General features: G+C 53.8%; 18 protein-coding genes. 4 read left to right on the top strand and 14 right to left on the bottom strand.

Features of this window, described 5'->3' with window-relative positions; translation table 11 throughout:
• Position 1: 1 nt before the first annotated feature.
• The gene (locus METLA_RS0113800) at positions 2–1114 is read left to right on the top strand and encodes an inorganic phosphate transporter (RefSeq protein WP_024299103.1); all 1113 of its coding nucleotides are present in this window, start codon (positions 2–4) and stop codon (positions 1112–1114) included.
• 186 nt (positions 1115–1300) lie between these two features.
• Here the strand turns inward: METLA_RS0113800 and METLA_RS0113795 are convergent, their stop codons facing one another.
• The 6 genes from METLA_RS0113795 to METLA_RS0113770 form a co-directional block, all read right to left on the bottom strand.
• Positions 1301–2593 carry a CapA family protein gene (locus METLA_RS0113795; RefSeq protein WP_245598799.1) on the bottom strand — a complete coding sequence of 431 codons (1293 nt, stop codon included), beginning with the start codon at positions 2591–2593 and terminating at the stop codon, positions 1301–1303.
• 383 nt (positions 2594–2976) lie between these two features.
• Positions 2977–3792, bottom strand: coding sequence for a reverse transcriptase family protein (locus METLA_RS0113790; RefSeq protein WP_161635413.1), 816 nt, complete (start codon positions 3790–3792; stop codon positions 2977–2979).
• Between the two features lie 61 nt (positions 3793–3853).
• Entirely contained in the window at positions 3854–4159 is a 306-nt protein-coding gene (locus METLA_RS0113785) for a helix-turn-helix transcriptional regulator (RefSeq protein WP_024299100.1), read from the bottom strand.
• 652 nt (positions 4160–4811) lie between these two features.
• Complete coding sequence (locus tag METLA_RS0113780) at positions 4812–5216, bottom strand: GFA family protein (protein WP_024299099.1); 405 nt, start codon at positions 5214–5216, stop codon at positions 4812–4814.
• A 296-nt stretch (positions 5217–5512) separates the two neighbouring features.
• Entirely contained in the window at positions 5513–5857 is a 345-nt protein-coding gene (locus METLA_RS0113775; RefSeq protein ID WP_024299098.1) for a diacylglycerol kinase, read from the bottom strand.
• A complete protein-coding gene (locus METLA_RS0113770; RefSeq protein ID WP_024299097.1) occupies positions 5854–6540 on the bottom strand; it encodes a phosphatase PAP2 family protein in 687 nt (228 codons plus the stop codon). Before METLA_RS0113770 ends, METLA_RS0113775 begins: the two co-directional genes overlap by 4 nt.
• 401 nt (positions 6541–6941) lie before the next feature.
• Between METLA_RS0113770 and METLA_RS23260 the strand changes: the two genes are divergently transcribed.
• The 3 genes from METLA_RS23260 to METLA_RS0113750 are packed head-to-tail and all read left to right on the top strand — an operon-like array spanning position 6942 to position 9103.
• On the top strand, positions 6942–7091 hold the full coding sequence (locus METLA_RS23260) for a hypothetical protein (protein WP_198408472.1): 150 nt from the start codon (positions 6942–6944) through the stop codon (positions 7089–7091).
• Entirely contained in the window at positions 7088–7939 is an 852-nt protein-coding gene (locus METLA_RS0113755; protein ID WP_245598798.1) for a 5-bromo-4-chloroindolyl phosphate hydrolysis family protein, read from the top strand. The genes METLA_RS23260 and METLA_RS0113755 overlap by 4 nt, the downstream gene beginning before the upstream one ends.
• A gap of 27 nt (positions 7940–7966) precedes the next feature.
• Entirely contained in the window at positions 7967–9103 is a 1137-nt protein-coding gene (locus tag METLA_RS0113750) for a toxic anion resistance protein (protein ID WP_024299094.1), read from the top strand.
• Between the two features lie 422 nt (positions 9104–9525).
• Here METLA_RS0113750 and METLA_RS0113745 read toward each other — a convergent pair whose 3' ends face one another.
• The 8 genes from METLA_RS0113745 to METLA_RS0113710 all read right to left on the bottom strand — a co-directional run bounded on the left by METLA_RS0113745 (position 9526) and on the right by METLA_RS0113710 (position 17566).
• Positions 9526–10281, bottom strand: coding sequence for a hypothetical protein (locus tag METLA_RS0113745; protein ID WP_024299093.1), 756 nt, complete (start codon positions 10279–10281; stop codon positions 9526–9528).
• A 229-nt stretch (positions 10282–10510) separates the two neighbouring features.
• Positions 10511–10864: a VanZ family protein gene (locus METLA_RS0113740; protein ID WP_024299092.1), complete on the bottom strand. Its 354-nt coding sequence runs from the start codon at positions 10862–10864 to the stop codon at positions 10511–10513.
• Between the two features lie 128 nt (positions 10865–10992).
• Positions 10993–12111 (bottom strand): methyltransferase, encoded by a 1119-nt coding sequence (locus METLA_RS0113735; protein WP_024299091.1) that lies wholly within the window; start codon positions 12109–12111, stop codon positions 10993–10995.
• A gap of 13 nt (positions 12112–12124) precedes the next feature.
• A complete protein-coding gene (locus tag METLA_RS0113730) occupies positions 12125–12745 on the bottom strand; it encodes a TetR/AcrR family transcriptional regulator (protein ID WP_024299090.1) in 621 nt (206 codons plus the stop codon).
• 111 nt (positions 12746–12856) lie between these two features.
• Complete coding sequence (locus tag METLA_RS0113725) at positions 12857–13099, bottom strand: hypothetical protein (RefSeq protein WP_152539442.1); 243 nt, start codon at positions 13097–13099, stop codon at positions 12857–12859.
• 302 nt (positions 13100–13401) lie between these two features.
• A complete protein-coding gene (locus METLA_RS0113720; protein WP_024299088.1) occupies positions 13402–15267 on the bottom strand; it encodes a potassium transporter Kup in 1866 nt (621 codons plus the stop codon).
• A 23-nt stretch (positions 15268–15290) separates the two neighbouring features.
• Positions 15291–16007, bottom strand: coding sequence for a response regulator (locus METLA_RS0113715; RefSeq protein WP_024299087.1), 717 nt, complete (start codon positions 16005–16007; stop codon positions 15291–15293).
• A complete protein-coding gene (locus METLA_RS0113710) occupies positions 16007–17566 on the bottom strand; it encodes a DUF4118 domain-containing protein (protein ID WP_245598797.1) in 1560 nt (519 codons plus the stop codon). The genes METLA_RS0113715 and METLA_RS0113710 overlap by 1 nt, the downstream gene beginning before the upstream one ends.
• Between the last annotated feature and the right edge of the window lie 2 nt (positions 17567–17568).

Genomic DNA, 17568 nt, shown 5'->3' with positions numbered 1-17568 from the left:
GATGCTGACTCTGCTCTTGCTTGTCATCCTGGCGGCGCTGGTTTTCGAGTTCATCAACGGCTTCCACGACACCGCGAACTCGATTGCCACGGTGGTTGCCACCAAGGTCTTGACGCCAACCCAGGCGGTGATTCTGGCCGCCGCCACCAATCTGGTCGGTGCGTTCTCGGGTACGGCGGTGGCCAAAACCATTTCGTCCGGATTAGTGGATACCGGCTTGGTCACGATCACCTCCGAAGTGCTGATCTGCGCGCTGGTCGGTGCGATTGTCTGGAACCTGATTACCTGGGCGCTGGGACTGCCATCCTCTTCCAGTCACGCCTTGATCGGCGGCTTATGCGGCGCCGCGCTGGCGGCAGGCCACAATAATTTCGATGTGCTGATCTGGTCAAAAACCGCGGCGGTCTGGACCGAGAACAAAGGCTTGCTGTGGAAGGTTTTGATCCCGATGGTCAGCTCGCCGATTGCGGGGTTTACGCTCGGCATCGTGATCATGGGCAGTTTGATGGGGATCATTAGCGGGATGAATTCCCTGGGCGGGGCAATCGCGCGTGCGGCGCGTCCGAAATGGGTCAATGCTGTGTTCGGCAAAGCCCAGCTGCTTTCGGCCGGTTATATGGGGTTTGCTCACGGCAGTAACGACGCGCAAAAAACCATGGGTATCATCGCCTTGTCGATTTTTACCGCCAACAGTGCCGGTACGCTCGATCAATTGCCGGCCTGGGCCGAATTCCTGCGGCCGGATGGGGGCGAAAAAGATATCGATGCCTGGATTATCTTTACTTGTGCGTTGGTCATGGCGATGGGCACCGCGGTAGGCGGGTGGCGCATCATCAAAACGCTGGGCCACAAAATGGTCAAATTGCATCCGATCAACGGCTTCGCCGCCGAAACCAGCTCGGCGACCATTCTGCTGACCGCCGCTCACTTCGGCATGCCGGTTTCGACCACGCACAGCATTTCAACCGCGATCATGGGCGTAGGTTTTGCCAAGAATCCGCACGCACTGAAACTTTCGGTCATCGAGCGGATCGTTTGGGCCTGGGTTTTGACGATTCCGGCCGCCGGCGGTTTGGCCTGGGGCATGGTGACTCTGCTGTTGCAGTTTCAGTAGTCCGTAGGGATTATTTGAAACTCGATAGGCAAGTGGTGGGAGCGACGCCTACGTCGCGATTAAAGCCTCAAGTCGCGACGTGGGCGTCGCTCCCACGGTGATTTATTTTGCGTGAGGAAAGCCGCCTCATGCTTGTTAAGTTAGGGATGACGGCTCCTATCTCCCGATGGGAGAGGGAGCTTTGCCCTACCTGACCGACAAGGCTAAACGCCTGCCTTTATCGATCAATTCTATCCTCGCCCCCAGCTTCTGGCTTTCCCTGTCCAATACTTGTTGCAGCCAGAGAGCATCGTGAGATGGGGCAAAATTCAAGCTGAAGCGGCTGATTTGCATCGGCGTCATCCTCAAGTCGACCAGCTTTCCTGTCTCCAAGTCCAGGGTCACAAAATACATCAGCGAGAGGTCGCCGCGGAATTCCTCGTAGCCTGAAATTCCCTCGTAGTCGTTCAGAAAGTCGCCGCAGCCGTAGAGAATCGGTTTGTCCTTGTAGACCTCGATGCCCATCGGATGGTGCGATGAATGGCCGTGCACCACGTCCACCTGGGCCTGGTCTATCAGCCGGTGCGCAAACTCTTTTTGGGCATCGGCTATCTTGTAGCCCCAGTTGCCGCCCCAGTGTATCGAGGCCACCACGCAATCGCCTTGCTGCTTGAGGGCCGAGATTCGCCTGGCGATACGGCTCACCGTGTTTTCGGACAAATCCGGCAGCAAGCTGACGCCGGCCTTGTCGCCGCGGGCGCCCCAGCGCGAGGGTATGCCGCTGCTTTCATCGCCGAAACCGAACACCAGCACGCGACCTTTTCCTGCCACCTCGATAATCGCCGGCGCTTCGGCGTCTGCCAGGTTTTGGCCCGCCCCCGCGACCTTCAGGTGGGCGTCGGACAAAGTCTTTAAAGTCTCCGTTAAGCCGTCATACCCCCAATCCAGCACATGATTGTTGGCCAGCATGCAGCAGTCGATCTTCGCCGCGGTAATGCAGGGGATGTTCTTCGGATGCATCCGGTAATGGATGCCTTTGCCTGGCCAATATTCGGTGCTGGTCGTTACCGCCGTTTCGAGGTTGATGATGCGGGCGTCGGGGGCCGTGTGCCGGAGTTCGGCCAGCGCATCCCCCCAGATATAGGCGAAGTCGACCGGTTTCGGAATGGGGCCGTTGGCTTCCTCCGCGAGTTTCACATAGCCCTGGGCGGAGGTCATATAGGATTCATGAATCCGCGGCTGCACGGGGTGGGGCAGTACCTGGTCGATTCCCCGGCCGGTCATCACATCGCCGCACAGAAACAGCGTAATCGTCCGGCTATTACGATAAGTCATCTGAGAGGGAGGGTCCGGATCGGGCATGATGTCTTTCCTGACCGTTGCCGCCTGCGCATGGCTCATCCCCAGGATAAACGCGGTGATCCCGGTTAATTTCAGGAAATCCCTGCGCGTCTTGGGTTTATGCCAATTCGTATTTCGTCGGTGGTATCTGGAGTTCATAATCCTTCTTCGCCTCATCCGCACAAACTTCGTTATTTATTGTTCTGCATTTGCGCGTGTGCGATTCGTTAAGAATTAAGCGAATGGCATTCGGATAGACTAGCGCGCGGTGTACAGTCGTTGGTTTGTGCCGGTATGGACAGTCATTCCCATCGAAAAGCTCCGGAGCCGCGAAGTTTATTTTAATCAAATCTTAATGTTTGTCTTTAAAGCGATTCGATAAGTCATGGTTTGGACAAAGAATTTGGGGGATAGAGTTGTCGGGGCGTTCTTTTTATGTCCGACGCGCCGATGGCTGAATATCAGGACGAGTACAGGTTAACGCTCAGCCATTCCGTCATCGGACATCTGATTGTCGGGCGACAATAAAGCTGTTGCTCGGCCTACATGGCTGATGACATTGAGTGTTTTAATTGAGTGATTTGGGCATTGCACCCATGTAATCTTAATGCGATTTTGTTCTTCTCATTAGGGTCTATTGTTTTTGCCAACGCCCGCTGTAAGAGGTGCTTTTTAAGGTGTTGCCTATTTGGCAGAGTTATCATTTTATCTTTGATTATTATGCCGGTGATCTCTGAAAAGTTGCCGTGATAGTGCTTTTCCTTATGATATGACAAGCCGAATCGGTGAATCTGGCGGCGAATCTGCCACATGAGGTACGGCGTTACTTTTTCGCCAGAAACTGTAAGATCGTCCATGTAGACCGTGAGAATACAACCATTCTGTTGCACTAAGTTTGAAATTTCTTCCCACATCTCTATATGAGAAAAATAACTTAAAATTGGGCTTAAAGGACTGCCAGTCGGTAGATGTCCATTATATGTTGATAGTGCCGTCAGAATACCAGCAACATCTTTAGGGCAATCCATATAGTTATGAAAAAACCAATACACTCGGCGTGAGGTAGTCGCTGTAAAATATGCTTTGATATCGAGGCAACGGACATTTCTTTGGCCGATATGCTGCTTCGCGTTTGTTATATAAGACCGATCTTTAACAGGGCAGTACAAAAAGTCTGGCGGGATTATTCTAGATAGGAGATTGGCTATTTTCCTTTGCGTCCGTTTTAGTTCATGGCGAGGATTTTCTATATGCCTTGACTTTCCTTTCTCATTAACTTCATCCCATTCATTGTAAAGATTACCGCCTTTAGTGAGGCGTTCAATATCGTCTTTAGAAATGCCTAGAATTTCAGCCAAGCGCTTTTTGCTAGATAACTTGTATAGTGGTGATTGCTTGAGTGGATACTGTTTTTTGGACTTATTCCGCATTCATTCGTCCAGATCGTTCAGCAATAAATTTCAGTAAAGCAAGGATCTTCGACGAAACCATAATCCTTGCCTTTTCATTGGGTTGATCGCTGTTTATATTTTCTGAGAAAAATAAGATGGATGATACAGGAACCCCAAACACATCCGCATATTTGCTTAGTAAAGGCAAACCAGGTGTTTTTTTGCCGGATTCAATCTCAGAAAGATGCGACTTAGATATTCCGAGTTTCTCGGAAAGCTCCGCTTGTTTCATGTCATGGAATATCCTCATCGTCCTAAGTGCTTCATTTAACATCATATACCTTAAGCTTGAGAGGATTAAGAAAATACCGGGTTAGCGATCTAACCATGGAATAGTTGCATCAATTCGATTAGGAGCCGTATAAAGCGCACGGCAATCCAACCAATTTTTATGACTAAATTCCAAGTGCGGGGATTACAAAGTTTTTGTAAAAACCATTCCCACACTTTCAACCGCTCCTGCCGTTTGTTAACAACATTGTTCATCTGAACCTCGTTCAATTGCACTCTTGCACCATTGCAAGAGCGTCGCCGGAATTGAAGCTGGGGAACAACAGTGTTAACCCGGTATTACTTTGGGCGCGGTGTCGCCGACCGCGCCCCCGTCCGAGCCTGGCACATGCCTATTGCCGGACAAGATAGAAGGCATTGTTGCCGCCTTCCTCAGATCGTCGTAACGATCCAGAGAGTGACGAATATCCCCTTTATTGTTAACTGGTAAAAATTATAGGGTGAAAATACCCTCATTGCAAGAAAAAAATTCGCTATAAGCGAACTATTTTCTTGCAAATAAGCCTGCACGGAACGGGGTTTAACCCATATCGTTATACATAAGTCAGTTCGTAGGCTTAGGTACGAAACCCAACATATAGGTCGCTGGTTTGCTGGGTTTCCGCAAAGCTCCAACCCAGCCTACTTATGAAATGTCATGAATCGTTCCGATCCGCCGGATGATTAACGCCATCATTGGTCGGAACATTATCGATCAGGAAGGGATTGACGCCCTCGAGGCAACCGACGTTATAACCATATTGCTCCGGATTGGATCGCCGCTGATGATGCGTATAAATGCCGCATACCGAACAGAAATAATGCTTCGCGGTAAGGGTATTGAATTGATAAAGGCGTAGAACATTTTCGCCTTGGACGATTTTGATTCCGGATAGAGGGACTGACGCCATCACAGCACCCTTGCGACGACATAGCGAACAATCACAATGCCGTGGATCGACAATACCGTTCGGCAAGTCCAACTCAAGCACTACAGCGCCACAGTGGCACGAAGCACGATGCTTCGGCTTAATAACCGTATCTCCAACCTTTTTGATCACTGCGATGCTCCTTCTGAATTGATGGCGTAAAGCGAACCGGGCGCGGCCCGGAATGCTCGAAAAGCGCCATTATAACAACGATCCAGGAGAGTGTGATGTTAGACCGCAAGCCTGATTGCTAGACTTGGCTCCGCTGTCATTCAAGAAGATTTCACAGGTTCCCAAGCTTCAGCTTGGAACCTAAGGATACAAAGCTCTAGCTTCGCGATCGGTTCGGAAAGCTGGAGCTTTCAAGGCGGCATTCCCAAGCTAGAGCTTGGGAACGAGCGTGAATGCGCCCCCACCAGGCTAAATTTTCATTGCAGAATAAAGGCCACCGCAACGAAAACAGCGGCTATAGAGGCAATAAGCACCGCCCCTGCGGCGATGTCCTTGACCGCGCCAATCTCCGGATGCTGTTGCGGATGCAGATGATCGGCCAGCGTTTCGATGGCCGCATTGCACAACTCCGCCATGATCACCAGTCCTACTGTCACGGCGCCGATGGCCCACCATATAGCCGAAGCCTGGGTGAGCAATAAAACCAGCACGACAGCGAAAGCCGCCAGGATATGGAAGCGCAGGCTGGGTTCGCGGCGAAAAGCCAGGCCGATTCCATTCAGGGCGAAGGTTAAGCGTTTTAAAATAGGTTGTCCTTTCATTTTTCGTCTTCCTTATCCAGTTGCATGATTTGCGCCAATGCTCCGCCGCCAAGCGCCCAGGCCGCCCCGATGGCCCAACCCGCCAGCACATCGCTGGGCCAGTGGGCGCCGAGATAGATCCGGCTGAAGCCAACCAACCCGGTCAGGATGACCGCGACGGTCATGATGTAAAGCTTGAGTAGGGGCCTGGGAGCCAGGCGTGCGATCAGTGCGGCCAAGGTCAAATAGACCACCGCGGAAACCATCGCATGTCCGCTCGGAAAGCTTTCCATATAAACCATAAGTCCGTCCGGTGCCAGCTGAGGGCGGGGGCGGGCGAAAGCTTCTTTTAAAATCGAGACGACAAATGTGCCGCCTCCCGCTGCAAGCAGCATGAACAGCGGCAGCCGGCGCTTGCCGGCCAAGAGCAGAAAAAACGAGGCTGCCAGCACAATCAACCCCAACACCGCAGGGCTGCCCAGCGCGGTAATATCGCGGGCAAAATCCTCCAGCCATTTGGGTCCCAAAGGATCGTTCGGATCGCCGGCGGCGCGAAGCCATAAAATGATCCGCATGTCGATCTTGTGGGTATCGCCTTCGACGACTTCCTCTGCCACCTTGATAAACAAAGACAGCGCAGCCGTTGCCGCGGCAACCATGGCCAGGACGCTAAGCACGGGAGGCCAGTTATTGAGTTTGAGCATCGTTATGTCGTGTTTCGGAAAATGCCAGTTTCTCAAAGATGTTTGCCGGGAACAAGCCTCTTTGAGCGGGACGTGGTTTGCATACCCCTCCGACGGCGCGAGGGGTGGGAGCGACGCCTACGTCGCGATTAAAGCCTCCAGTCGCGACGTGGGCGTCGATCCCACGGGCAAGTTTTATTTTGCGGGGTGAGGGAAAGCCACCTCATCGCTGTTAACTTAAGCCTTAGCTGAGCAAAGTCGAAGCGATTTGTTGGCTTCGGCTCCGCTCAGCCAATGGTAAGTCTTGCAAGGACGGGTTGACTTATTGGTAGCCATCCGGCGCACGGTTATTAAGTATTTCCAGATGTTAGGCCGTAGTGGGATAATGAGGTCACAATGAATGCTGATGGGAGATGACAACGGTGCCCGTACTATTACGCAGATTGCTTGGTTTTATCGTGCTGGTCGCAACCATTGGACTGGCGACCTGCCAGGCGCTGGTGAAAGCCTTTCCGACCAGTGCCGACTATGCGGCTGAATCCTCTGTAACCCACCGTTCGCAGGCCGAATGATGAATCAATTCAGGAAACCCAAACGGCTTGTCGCGGATCTTTTGCAGCGCTATTCCCCGCGCGGCATGCTGCTTTATTTTTTGCCGGCGGCGCTGATTCCGGCGACGTTTATCGCCTTGGGCAAAGGCCAGTTGCTGGACATTCTGGTCGACGCATCCGGTTTTGCGCTCTACATGCTGTCTGCCTGGTGCTTGCGCAAGGGTCTGCAAGCCGAGCATCTGTACGCCAATAACCGCCTCGTCCGCGCCACCCAAAAACCGTTAAAAACGATCGCCGCCGTCATCGCGGCGCTGACGACCGGCATGGTCGCCTGGCTGGGCGTGGGACATTCGCTGCCGGTGGCGCTGATGTTTGCCGGCGGGGCCTTGCTGGGCATGTACCTGAGTTACGGCTTCGATCCGCGCGCGGAAAAGACAATCATCGCCGCGCATGGCTATTCCGGTGATGAAATCCTGCAGGCTCTCGAAGATTCCTCGCGCATCGTCCGCAGTATCGAGCAGGCCAACAAGCAGATTCGAAACGCCGAGTTGAACCGGCGCATCGAGCGCATTTGCGAAGTTGCCGACAGCATTCTGGCGGAGATTGAAGCCGATCCGAAGGATTTCCGCCGTGCGCGCAAGTTTCTGAATGTCTATCTGGACGGCGCCCGACAGGTGACCGAAGGGTATGCCAAAACCCACCAGCAAACCCAATCCGGGGAACTGGAACAGAATTTCCGCAATGTGCTGGATACGCTTGAAGAAGTATTCCAGGAACAGCATCAAAAACTGCTGGAAGACGATGTTTTTGATCTGGATGTAAAAATCGAAGTATTAACCACGCAGCTCAAACGGGAAGGCATCCTTTGACGCCGTCAAACCATCGAGGATTAAATCATGAGTGAACAGCAGGCTTCCACAACGACCGCAGAGAATCTTGAGTCGAAGGAGATTGTCCCCGGCGTTACCGCCGAAATCGTCCCGCTCGCAAAGGCGCCGCCGGAGACGCAGCAGCGCATTCAGCAGTTGCAGAACGAAATCGATTTCAGCAATACCCAGTCGATCATTTTTTTCGGCAGCAAGGCGCAGGAGCAGTTGACCACGATTTCCGACCGCATGCTGGATGGGGTCAAGAACAAGGACATTGGCCCGGCGGGCAATGATCTGAATGAAATGGTGGCGACGATACGCGGTTTTGAAGTCGACGATCTGGACCCGAACAAGAAACAGGGTTTATTCGACAAGTTGCTGGGCAGGGCCAAACCGGTCGTCAAGTTCCTGCAGCAATACGAAGAAGTGCGCAAGCAGATCGACATCATCACCGACAAGCTGGAGCGGCACAAAACCCATTTGCTGACCGACATCACCTCGCTGGATCGCCTTTATCAGGCCAACCTGGATTACTTCCATACGCTGGAGGATTATATCGCCGCAGGCGTTGAGAAACTGCGGCAACTTGACGAAGTCATCATTCCGGAACAGGCCAAACAGGCCGAAGCCAGCGCCGAAGTGATCGCCGCGCAAGCCCTGCGCGACCTGCGCGCGGCCCGCGACGACCTGGAGCGCCGCATTCATGACCTGCGCCTGACCCGGCAGGTTTCGATGCAAAGCCTGCCCGGCATTCGCCTGGTGCAGGAAAACGATAAGGGCCTGGTCAACAAGATCAATTCGACCATCGTCAACACCGTGCCGCTATGGCGTCAGCAACTGGCGACGGCGGTGACCATTTACCGCTCCTCGCAGGCGGCCGAAACGGTCAAGGCGGCGACCGATCTGACCAATGAGCTGCTGGCCGCGAACGCCGAAAACCTGAAACTGGCCAATGCCGAAACCCGCAAACAACTGGAGCGCGGCGTATTCGACATCGAAACGGTCAAGAAAGCCAATCAGACGCTGATCGCGACGATAGAGGAAAGCCTGCAGATCGCCGACGAGGGCAAGAAGATGCGCAGCGAAGCGGTCGCGCAGTTGGAGCAATGCGAAACCGAACTGCGCAAAACCCTGGCTTCCGCGCATGCGAAGTCGACCAGCTGACGCTGGTTTTTTTGATAGCCGTGTAAAGGGTACGCTCCCCGTATCTTTGGGGGGCTTGATTCATCGGAACGCTTTGAGAAGGTACGCGCAGCGTACCTTACGACAGACCTTAGGATAGGGTCATAAATAACGTCCCGATAAAATTTTCCGTTCGTCCTGAGCTTGTCGAAGGATGGACGGAAAATTCCCGAGTGAGTCGGCGCGAGGTGGGAGCGGTTTGCAACCGCGACTTAAGGCAATGTTCGCATGGCTCCATGATCGCGCTTAAAAAGCGCTCCCACATGTGATGCATCCGTTTGCGGGACGGGATTTGTAACCTCATCGCAAATGTTTGAAGACTGATCGTCTATGCAAATTATCGTTCAGCCCAAGCTCCCCCAAACAGTCAGGACAGGATGAATAATCCCGTCCGGCACCAAAGTCTAGCCTGATTTTTTTGCACCAAAAACCGACTTGCCCGCTTTGGCCGAGATATGCTGGTATTTGGCATAAGCGATGCCGGCGGAGCTGCGCAATTCCTCTTCACTCGCGCCGTTTGCAAAACCACGGGCAACCGCTTCCAGCACATAGGCTTCCGGCGCCATGAAACTATGAGTCGTGACCACCGGCTTTGAACCTGCGGCACGCAAATGATTGGCGAAAAACATGTTGCTCATGCAGGCCAGCACAACCGCTTGTTTATCGTGCTCGGCATGTTTGGGGAAGCGATTGACGATGGGCTGGTTTTGTTCGTCCATCAAGCCGTCATGGCCGATGAACACGACCATTTCACGTTTTGCCGGATTGGGCGGCGTCGCGGCTTGCTGCATAAAGTCGAGCATCGCCTGGTCGATCCGGCGGCCGCGATAGGCCTCGGCGGTCACGGTGAGCTTGTCCTTCCAGGCAAACTCGCAGCGCTCCAGGATGGTGTCGCTAATCTCTTGTTCACAGCCCAGCTTGCGCCAGCCATCGGCCTTGCTCAAAAAGGTTTTCACGCCGTAAAGCGCTCCCCAATAGAGATTGGTGCGCGGGTCATCGCCATTGCCGATTTTCGCGGGAACCGGCACGATGCCTTGCGATGCATTGTCGACCAGGGACACGATCACATGAACATGCGTATCCGGCGTAGCTGCGGCATGGGACGGCAATGCCGTAGCAAACAGCGCAGGGACTAAACAAATCGAGCGTAGGGTAATCATGAAGGAACCCTCCAGAGGGTAGAGAATTTGATTGAACATAGCTTTTGAATAGAGGGCGTCAATTCAGACTGTGCATTGCCAAGGATGCAATAATCGCGATTAGACATTCCTGGGTCGACAAAATTCCGTGTGATGCTTTCAGGGAAACGGTTATGGTGCAATAAGCTGACACGGCTTCCCCCTCAACAACTCGGCCAGTCGATCGAAAGCAAAAATTTGATAGACAAAACTACCTTTCAGCCTGAGGAATCAGTTTGCGGAACAGGCCATCCAGTCCCCATCCGATGATTAACCCTAGCCCATCCGCAAACAGGTCTGCCCATTCTGCAAAGCGGTCGGGCGTGAAAGACTGTAAGACTTCGATCAGTCCCGCATAAAACAGCAAGCCAATGAACACGGCCGGCTTACGCCCCGGATAGCCTTGACGCCCTAAGATAGTCAAAACGGCAAAAGCGAGGAGGTGGTTTAGTTTGTCCCAACCCATCGTGGGCATTTCGGGTCCGGCAGGCATTAAGGCCAGGAATAGGATGGCGATGAGGCTGGTCCAAAAAATGAGGCTCCAGCGTCCCGTTGGGATAGTCATGGGGAATGATAAAGATAATGAAAAAGGTGATTTTCAATTATGTCATAGATAGAGACAAAGTCTGGAAAAATGACATCGAGAATGAAAAAATTTTGCTTGGATGCCGTTCTATCCAGCCCGGTTGCGTCTTAATCCTTAGCCCTCAGCACCAGCATCTTCCCGATCGATTGCAGGCCTACCTCCTCCTCAAACGCCAATCCGGATTGCTCGAAAAGGTTTTGCCATTCCGGCAGCGTTCTTTCCCTGCCCCGGGTATTCATGAACATCTGCATATCGAAAGCCGCACTGGCAAAATCGGTCTTCCATTCCGCAACAACCCATTCGAGCAGCGCCATGCGGGCGCCGGTGCCCGCGCTTGCCGTGGCCAGATTGCGCAGCACCTTGATGCAGTTTTGATCATCCATGCCGTGCAGGACGGCGCTCAACAAGTAGATGTCCTTGCCGTCTTTGGCGGCGGGAACCGATTCGAGCATGTCCCCGGCTTGGAAGGTCAAGCGGGAAAGGAGGTCGGGAGATGCTTTCCCGGTCCAGTAGCCTGCCGCCGTTTGCACGACCTGATTCCGATCGAACACGATCGCGTTGAGATGCGGATGCCGCTTCAATATGGCTAAGGCTTTACTGCCCTTCGAGCCGCCCACATCGATGATGCGGTCGAATCGTTCCCAGGCAAAGTCGATGGCGAAACTGTCGCCTGTCAATGCCGCCACACTGTCCATCGCAGAGGCGAACAGCGCATCGAACTCGGCGTGGCCATCCAGATAGGCATAAAATTCGCAGCCGTGCGCAATTTCGAACGGGACTTCCCCGCAGCGTATCCCTTGCTCCATGTGCTCGTACCAAGGCCGGTTCATCTCGACCGAATTGTGCATCAGGATCATGGCTCTGACGTTCTTGGGGTGATCTTTACGTAGGTAGGCCGATAGCGCATTGTTACGGAATACCCGAGGCGACACTTCCTCGAATACCCCCATCGCCGCCAGCATACGCAGCAGTCGGTAGATAGCGTCTTCTTGTGCCGAGACACGCGCTGCAATCACGTCGGCTGGGAGAGTCTCATCCCCCAACGCGGATGCGATGTCCAAACGTACCACGGCATGCAGCGCGCGCGACTGCCAAAACGCCGAGCCGATTTGGATCAGGCGAAAGGGCGGGGGCGTGATCTTATTCGGAAGGTTCTGTAGCCAGGCGGCAAACTGGATCAATTTGGCAAAGCGGCGCACCGCGCCTGCATTTTTTTGCAATGACATCATAAGCCTCCCGTTACTCCGTCTTTGCCTGTGCCAAACCGGCGGCAAATAGGCGGCCGTTGAATCCGGCCAATTGTTCGAGGAAAGCGGTGTCCATGCTTCGCTCCATCTGCTCCTCGAAAATATCTTTCAGCAGCATCGGCATCATGGCCAGGCTGACAAAGGCCATCCGCACGATATCGGGATCTAATTCTGGTATGACTTGCCCGGTGGATTTCAGCGCTTCCATCTTACGGGCGCCGCGCGTGCGTCCGCGCTCCAATAATTGCCGGATAAAGCGCCGGCCCGGGCCTTGGTTGAGCGCCAGCACTTTCAAGATCAACTTCGGAAATTCTGGCCGTTTCGACATCGTCTGGTAATACATTAGGAGGAAGTCTTCGAAGCCGTTGACCGATTGCAGCATTTGTCCGTCCAACACGTCGAGCAGAGGGACCATCGTGTCGCGGATCATCTCCTCGTACAAGCCCTCCTTATTGCCGAAGTAGTAACGGATCATCGAGATGTTCGCGTCGGCCTTTTCGGCGATCATACGGGTCGTGACTTTGTGGTAGTCGTCGGATAGAAAACTGTCGAGAGCGGCTTTGAGCAGCCGTTCGCGCACGGGATCGGAAGCGGCCTCCGGGGGACTCATCATCGCCTTCTCCAATAGCAAAAATAAAAAGGCAGATTAGCAGAGGCAGGGCAGGAGCCTCCAGCAGTTTCGTCAATCAATATTGGGGATTTGATTGGCCTGAAAACTCACTGTTCAGGCGGGCGTTCTGAATCGGGTCGATCCATTCACGCCTCTCTTCAACACATAGAGCCATCCGCCACCCCAAAACAATGGGGCCAACGAAACCCAAACAAAGACGCTGGCATCCCGTAGCTCGCCGGACGGCGACAAGGTATAACCATGGGGACTCATGCCGAATAGCGCAAGCATCGCGATAATCGTGGGTAAAGTCACTTTCGAAAGAAGTTGGCCTGACTGCAGCCCGACTTCCTTCATGCTAAGTATCCGAGCAACACCAAACCATTGACCGGAACCCGTGGCCGGGCTCCCTCGATAAAGCAAGATCCCCGTCGCAAGGTACCCCATCCCGGCGATTAAAAAATACAACTGCCCGTCTGTACGCCTGCATGAATAAGTCCGGGGCGGCGGCAAGCGCAATGCCCAGTATGGCGAGCAGGACGCCAAGAACGCGTGGGGCTTTTGTGATGCATGGGTTTATTTCCTGATACTGAGGGGTATGCCTGACGTAAAACTGAACAACAAAACCCAAGTATAGCCATGCCTCCGTCCAACGTGATCTACAGTTCGATACGAATACCGAGCTCGACCACGCGGTCGACCGGAATTTTGAAAAATTCGATCGGGCTCGAGGCGTTATGGAATAAGAAGCGGAACAAGCCTCTGCGCCAAGGAGGCATTGGGCTTCTCATACGGAACGTGACGCGTTCGCTGCCGATGAAAAAAGAGGCTTTTTTCGGATCGAATACCAGTCCTTCCTGTCTCACCAAATCCATCGCCCGGCGCACATCCGCGTTTTGCTTGAAGCCGTAATACAGTTTCACCCGGTAGAATTCGCGGTTTTGGCCAAACTTTCTGATTTTGACGCGGTGCGCTTCGTCAACAAAGGGGGCTTCCGTCGTGACGATGGTCAGCACGATGATCTGCTCATGCAGCGCGTGATTGTGTTCGAGGTTATGCAGCAGCACCTGGGGAACGCCGTGCAACGTTCTGGCTAGATAAATCGCGGTGCCTTCGACGGTCACGAGCTTTTCGGTCAGTTCTTTTTCGAGTTCCTCAAATAGTACATGTTTTTCTTCCAAATAGTCATGGAGCAGCGCACGCCCCTTGATCCAGGTCGTGATGATCAGAAACAGCACGGTGGCAACCACCAGCGGCAACCAGCCGCCGGTCGGGATTTTCAGGCTATTGGATGAAAGAAACAGAAAATCGATCACCAGAAATGATGATAAGAAAACGGTGCTGGTCGTCTTGCTCCATTGCCAGAGCGCCTGGATGATGATGTAAGCCAGCACGGTATCGACGATCATCGTGCCGGTCACCGCGATGCCGTAAGCCGAAGCCAGCGCGGACGAAGACTGAAAGCTCAGCACCAGGATGAACACCGAAACCATCAACAGCCAGTTGACGGCGGGAATGTAGACCTGCCCCTTTTCGTCATCCGAGGTATGTAATATGTTCATGCGCGGGCAATATCCCAGTTGTATCGCCTGCCGCGTCACCGAAAACGCGCCAGAAATCACCGCTTGCGAGGCGATCACGGTCGCCATGGTCGACAGGATCAGCAGCGGATACAGCGCCCAGTTCGGGGCGAGTAAATAAAAGGGGTTTTGGATCGCGTCGGGCCGGTCGATCAGCAAGGCGCCTTGTCCGAAATAATTCAGCAGCAGCGCCGGAAACACGAATCCGAACCAGGCGTAACGGATCGGCTTCAGACCGAAGTGGCCCATATCCGCATACAGCGCTTCGGCGCCGGTAATCGCGAGCACGATCGCGCCCATGATCACAAATCCCTCCCAGCCCAATTCGAACAATAAATGGATCGCGTAATACGGGTTAACCGCCATCAACACCTCCGGGTGATGAATCATGTTCACCACGCCCATCACCGCGAGCGAGCCGAACCAGAAGACCATGATCGGCGCAAAGATTCTGCCGACATTGCCGGTCCCCTTGGCTTGAATGATGAACAGCCCGCCCAGCACGGTAATGGCGATCGGCAGCACATAGGCAGCCAGTGGCGGCGCAATAATTTGCAAGCCTTCGACCGCGCTGAGCACCGAAATGGCCGGGGTAATGATGCTGTCGCCGTAAAACAGCGTGGCGCCGAGCAGTCCGATGGTGGTGATAAAAGCCATTTTTTGCGGATTATCCCTGGACCCGTGCAGGGCCAGCGCCATCAGCGCCATGATGCCGCCTTCGCCCTTATTATCGGCGCGCATGATGAAAATCGCGTATTTAAGGGTGACGACCAGCGTCAACGACCAGAAGATCAGCGACAAGACACCGAGCACGTGAAATTTATCGATCGGCATGCCGCTGTGGAAGACTTCCTTCAGCGCATATAAGGGGCTGGTGCCGATATCGCCAAATACGACGCCGATTGCGCCAAAGGTTAATCGAGACAACTGCTGATGTTTACTCATGGATGACCTTACAGATGGGTTGATCAATTGAACGTGTCAATCGAGTTTTCTTCATTGATCGAAAGCCTATAACCTACGCCAACCTCGGTCAACAAATAACGCGGCCGCGCCGGATTGATTTCCAGCTTGTGACGCAATTGTCCCATATAGATGCGTAAATAATGCTGATCTTGAATGTGTTGCGCTCCCCACACTTCCTGCAACAATTGGCGATGCGTGACTACCGTTCCCGCATAACGTATCAATATCGTGAGCAGGCGGTACTCGATCGGGGTAATGTGGACTTCATTGTTCGCTATAAAAACCTTACGCCGGACCAGATCGACTTTCAACTGTCCGGTTTCAAAGACTTCCATCGTGCTGAAGCTTCTGGAGACTCGGCGCAACAAGGCTTGCAATCGCGCATGGAGTTCGCCGCTGCCGAAGGGTTTGGTTAAGTAGTCGTCTGCACCGGCATCCAGCGCCATGATTTTATTTTGCTCCTGACTGCGTGCAGACAAAATCAGAATCGGTACATCGGATAACTGCCTGAGGCGCCGGGTTACCGCGATGCCGTCCATATCCGGCAATCCCAGATCGAGAATTACCAAATCGGGATTTTCGCTGTTCAGCACCGCCAGGCCGGTTTTACCGCAGTCTGCTTCCACGGTGCGCCAGCCACGATGGTGGAGGCTGGATTTCAGAAAGCGCCGGGTTTGCATGTCGTCTTCGATGATAAGGATCAGTTGTTCAGCCGGCATCACAAGCTCCCGCCGACTTCAGTCTCGGTAAGCCGAGGTGGCTCGTGCAGCGGCAACGTAAGCACAAATTCCGCACCTTTGCCGGGGCGATTGCCGGCTTGGATAACGCCGCCGTGAGCCTCGATAATCGCTTTGCATAAAGCCAAGCCCAGGCCGACGCCGCTTTGATCGGATTCGGCGACGCCGCGATAAAATTTATCGAAAATTTTGCTTTCCTGGCCCTTCGCAATGCCTGGACCGTAATCGGCCACGGTTATAAGGCAGCAGCCCTCCTGAGCTTGCCCGCCGATGTCGATCGGACTACCCTCCGGGCTGTACTTGACCGCATTTTCGATCAGATTGACCAGTACTTGCTCTATCAGGACCGCATCGATATACAGTAGCGGCAAGTTGTCCGGCAGCACGGTACGTACCGGCCTGCCCTTTAGGCGCTTGTCCAAACGATGCAAGGCGCTGCCGACGATTTCTTCGATCGCGTTCCAATCCCGATGCAGTGTGATTTTGCCGCTGTTGAGCCTGGCCATATCCAGCAGTTTTCCGGTTAATTCAGACATGCGCTGTGCTTCATCCAAGACGAGTTGGTTGCATTCCAGACGCTCTGCACTGGAAAACTCGGCATCGTTCTCGATCAGTGCATTGGCCGCGCCGATGATGCGTGTCAATGGGGTGCGTAAGTCGTGCGAGATGGAGGTCAATAGCGCATTGCGTAGGGCTTCGGTTTCGGCTTGCAGCGTCGCTTCTCCGGCCTGCGCGGCGAGTTGTAAACGCTCCAGGGTCTGGGCGATCAAGTTACAAAAGGTATCGAGGAAAGCCGCTCGCTCTGGGGCTTGCCGGGGAAATGGCGGGGTTGCTTGAATAATCAAAAGTCCCTGCCAGGCGCGAGAGCCTTTGAGGGGGTAATACGCGCTATGGTTTTCTTGTTTGGCCTCTCGGTTTTCAAAAACGCGTTGCGCCTCGGTTAAGTCGATGCCTTTTGAAGGCATCGGCAATGGCGAACCGGGCGGGGTTTGTAAACGATTCTCGCTGTCGACGTTTAATAGAATTGACTCGACGTCGAATTCAGCGTGAATATGTTTGACTGCGATGTCTGCGACAGCCCCGTGGTCTTGCGCGTCCGACAGATCGCGGCTCAAGCGGTAGAGGGCGCTGGCGCGGTTTTCACGTTGCCTGGCTAATTCTGCCTGAAGCCGGGCTTTTTCGAGAAGGCCGCCGGTGACATTGGCCACCACGATCATGACGGCCAAGCCAATCATGTTTTCAAAATCATGGATCGCAAACGAAAAAATGGGGTTGGCAAAGTAAAACGCGAATAGCGGTGCGCTGAGTAATGACGCGACAATGGAAGCTCCTCGGCCGTAACGGCTGGCGACCATAAATACGCCGAGCAGATAGGTCATCAAGATACTGGCCGGTCCCAACCAATGCCGTAGCGGCCAATCTAGCACGGTGCAGATTAAGGGTGTCACGACGCCCCAGGCATAGCCAAGCAGTCGCTGCTTGCCGGTGAGTGGGGCTGAAGCGTCCGGGTTTATCGGGTTTTCACGGTGTTCACTTTGCACTT

It is taken from the genome of Methylomicrobium lacus LW14 (assembly GCF_000527095.1).
In the GTDB taxonomy this organism is placed as follows: domain Bacteria; phylum Pseudomonadota; class Gammaproteobacteria; order Methylococcales; family Methylomonadaceae; genus Methylomicrobium; species Methylomicrobium lacus.
The sequence above is the reverse complement of the archived record's forward strand: the minus strand, read 5'-3'. Positions and strand labels throughout refer to the sequence as shown.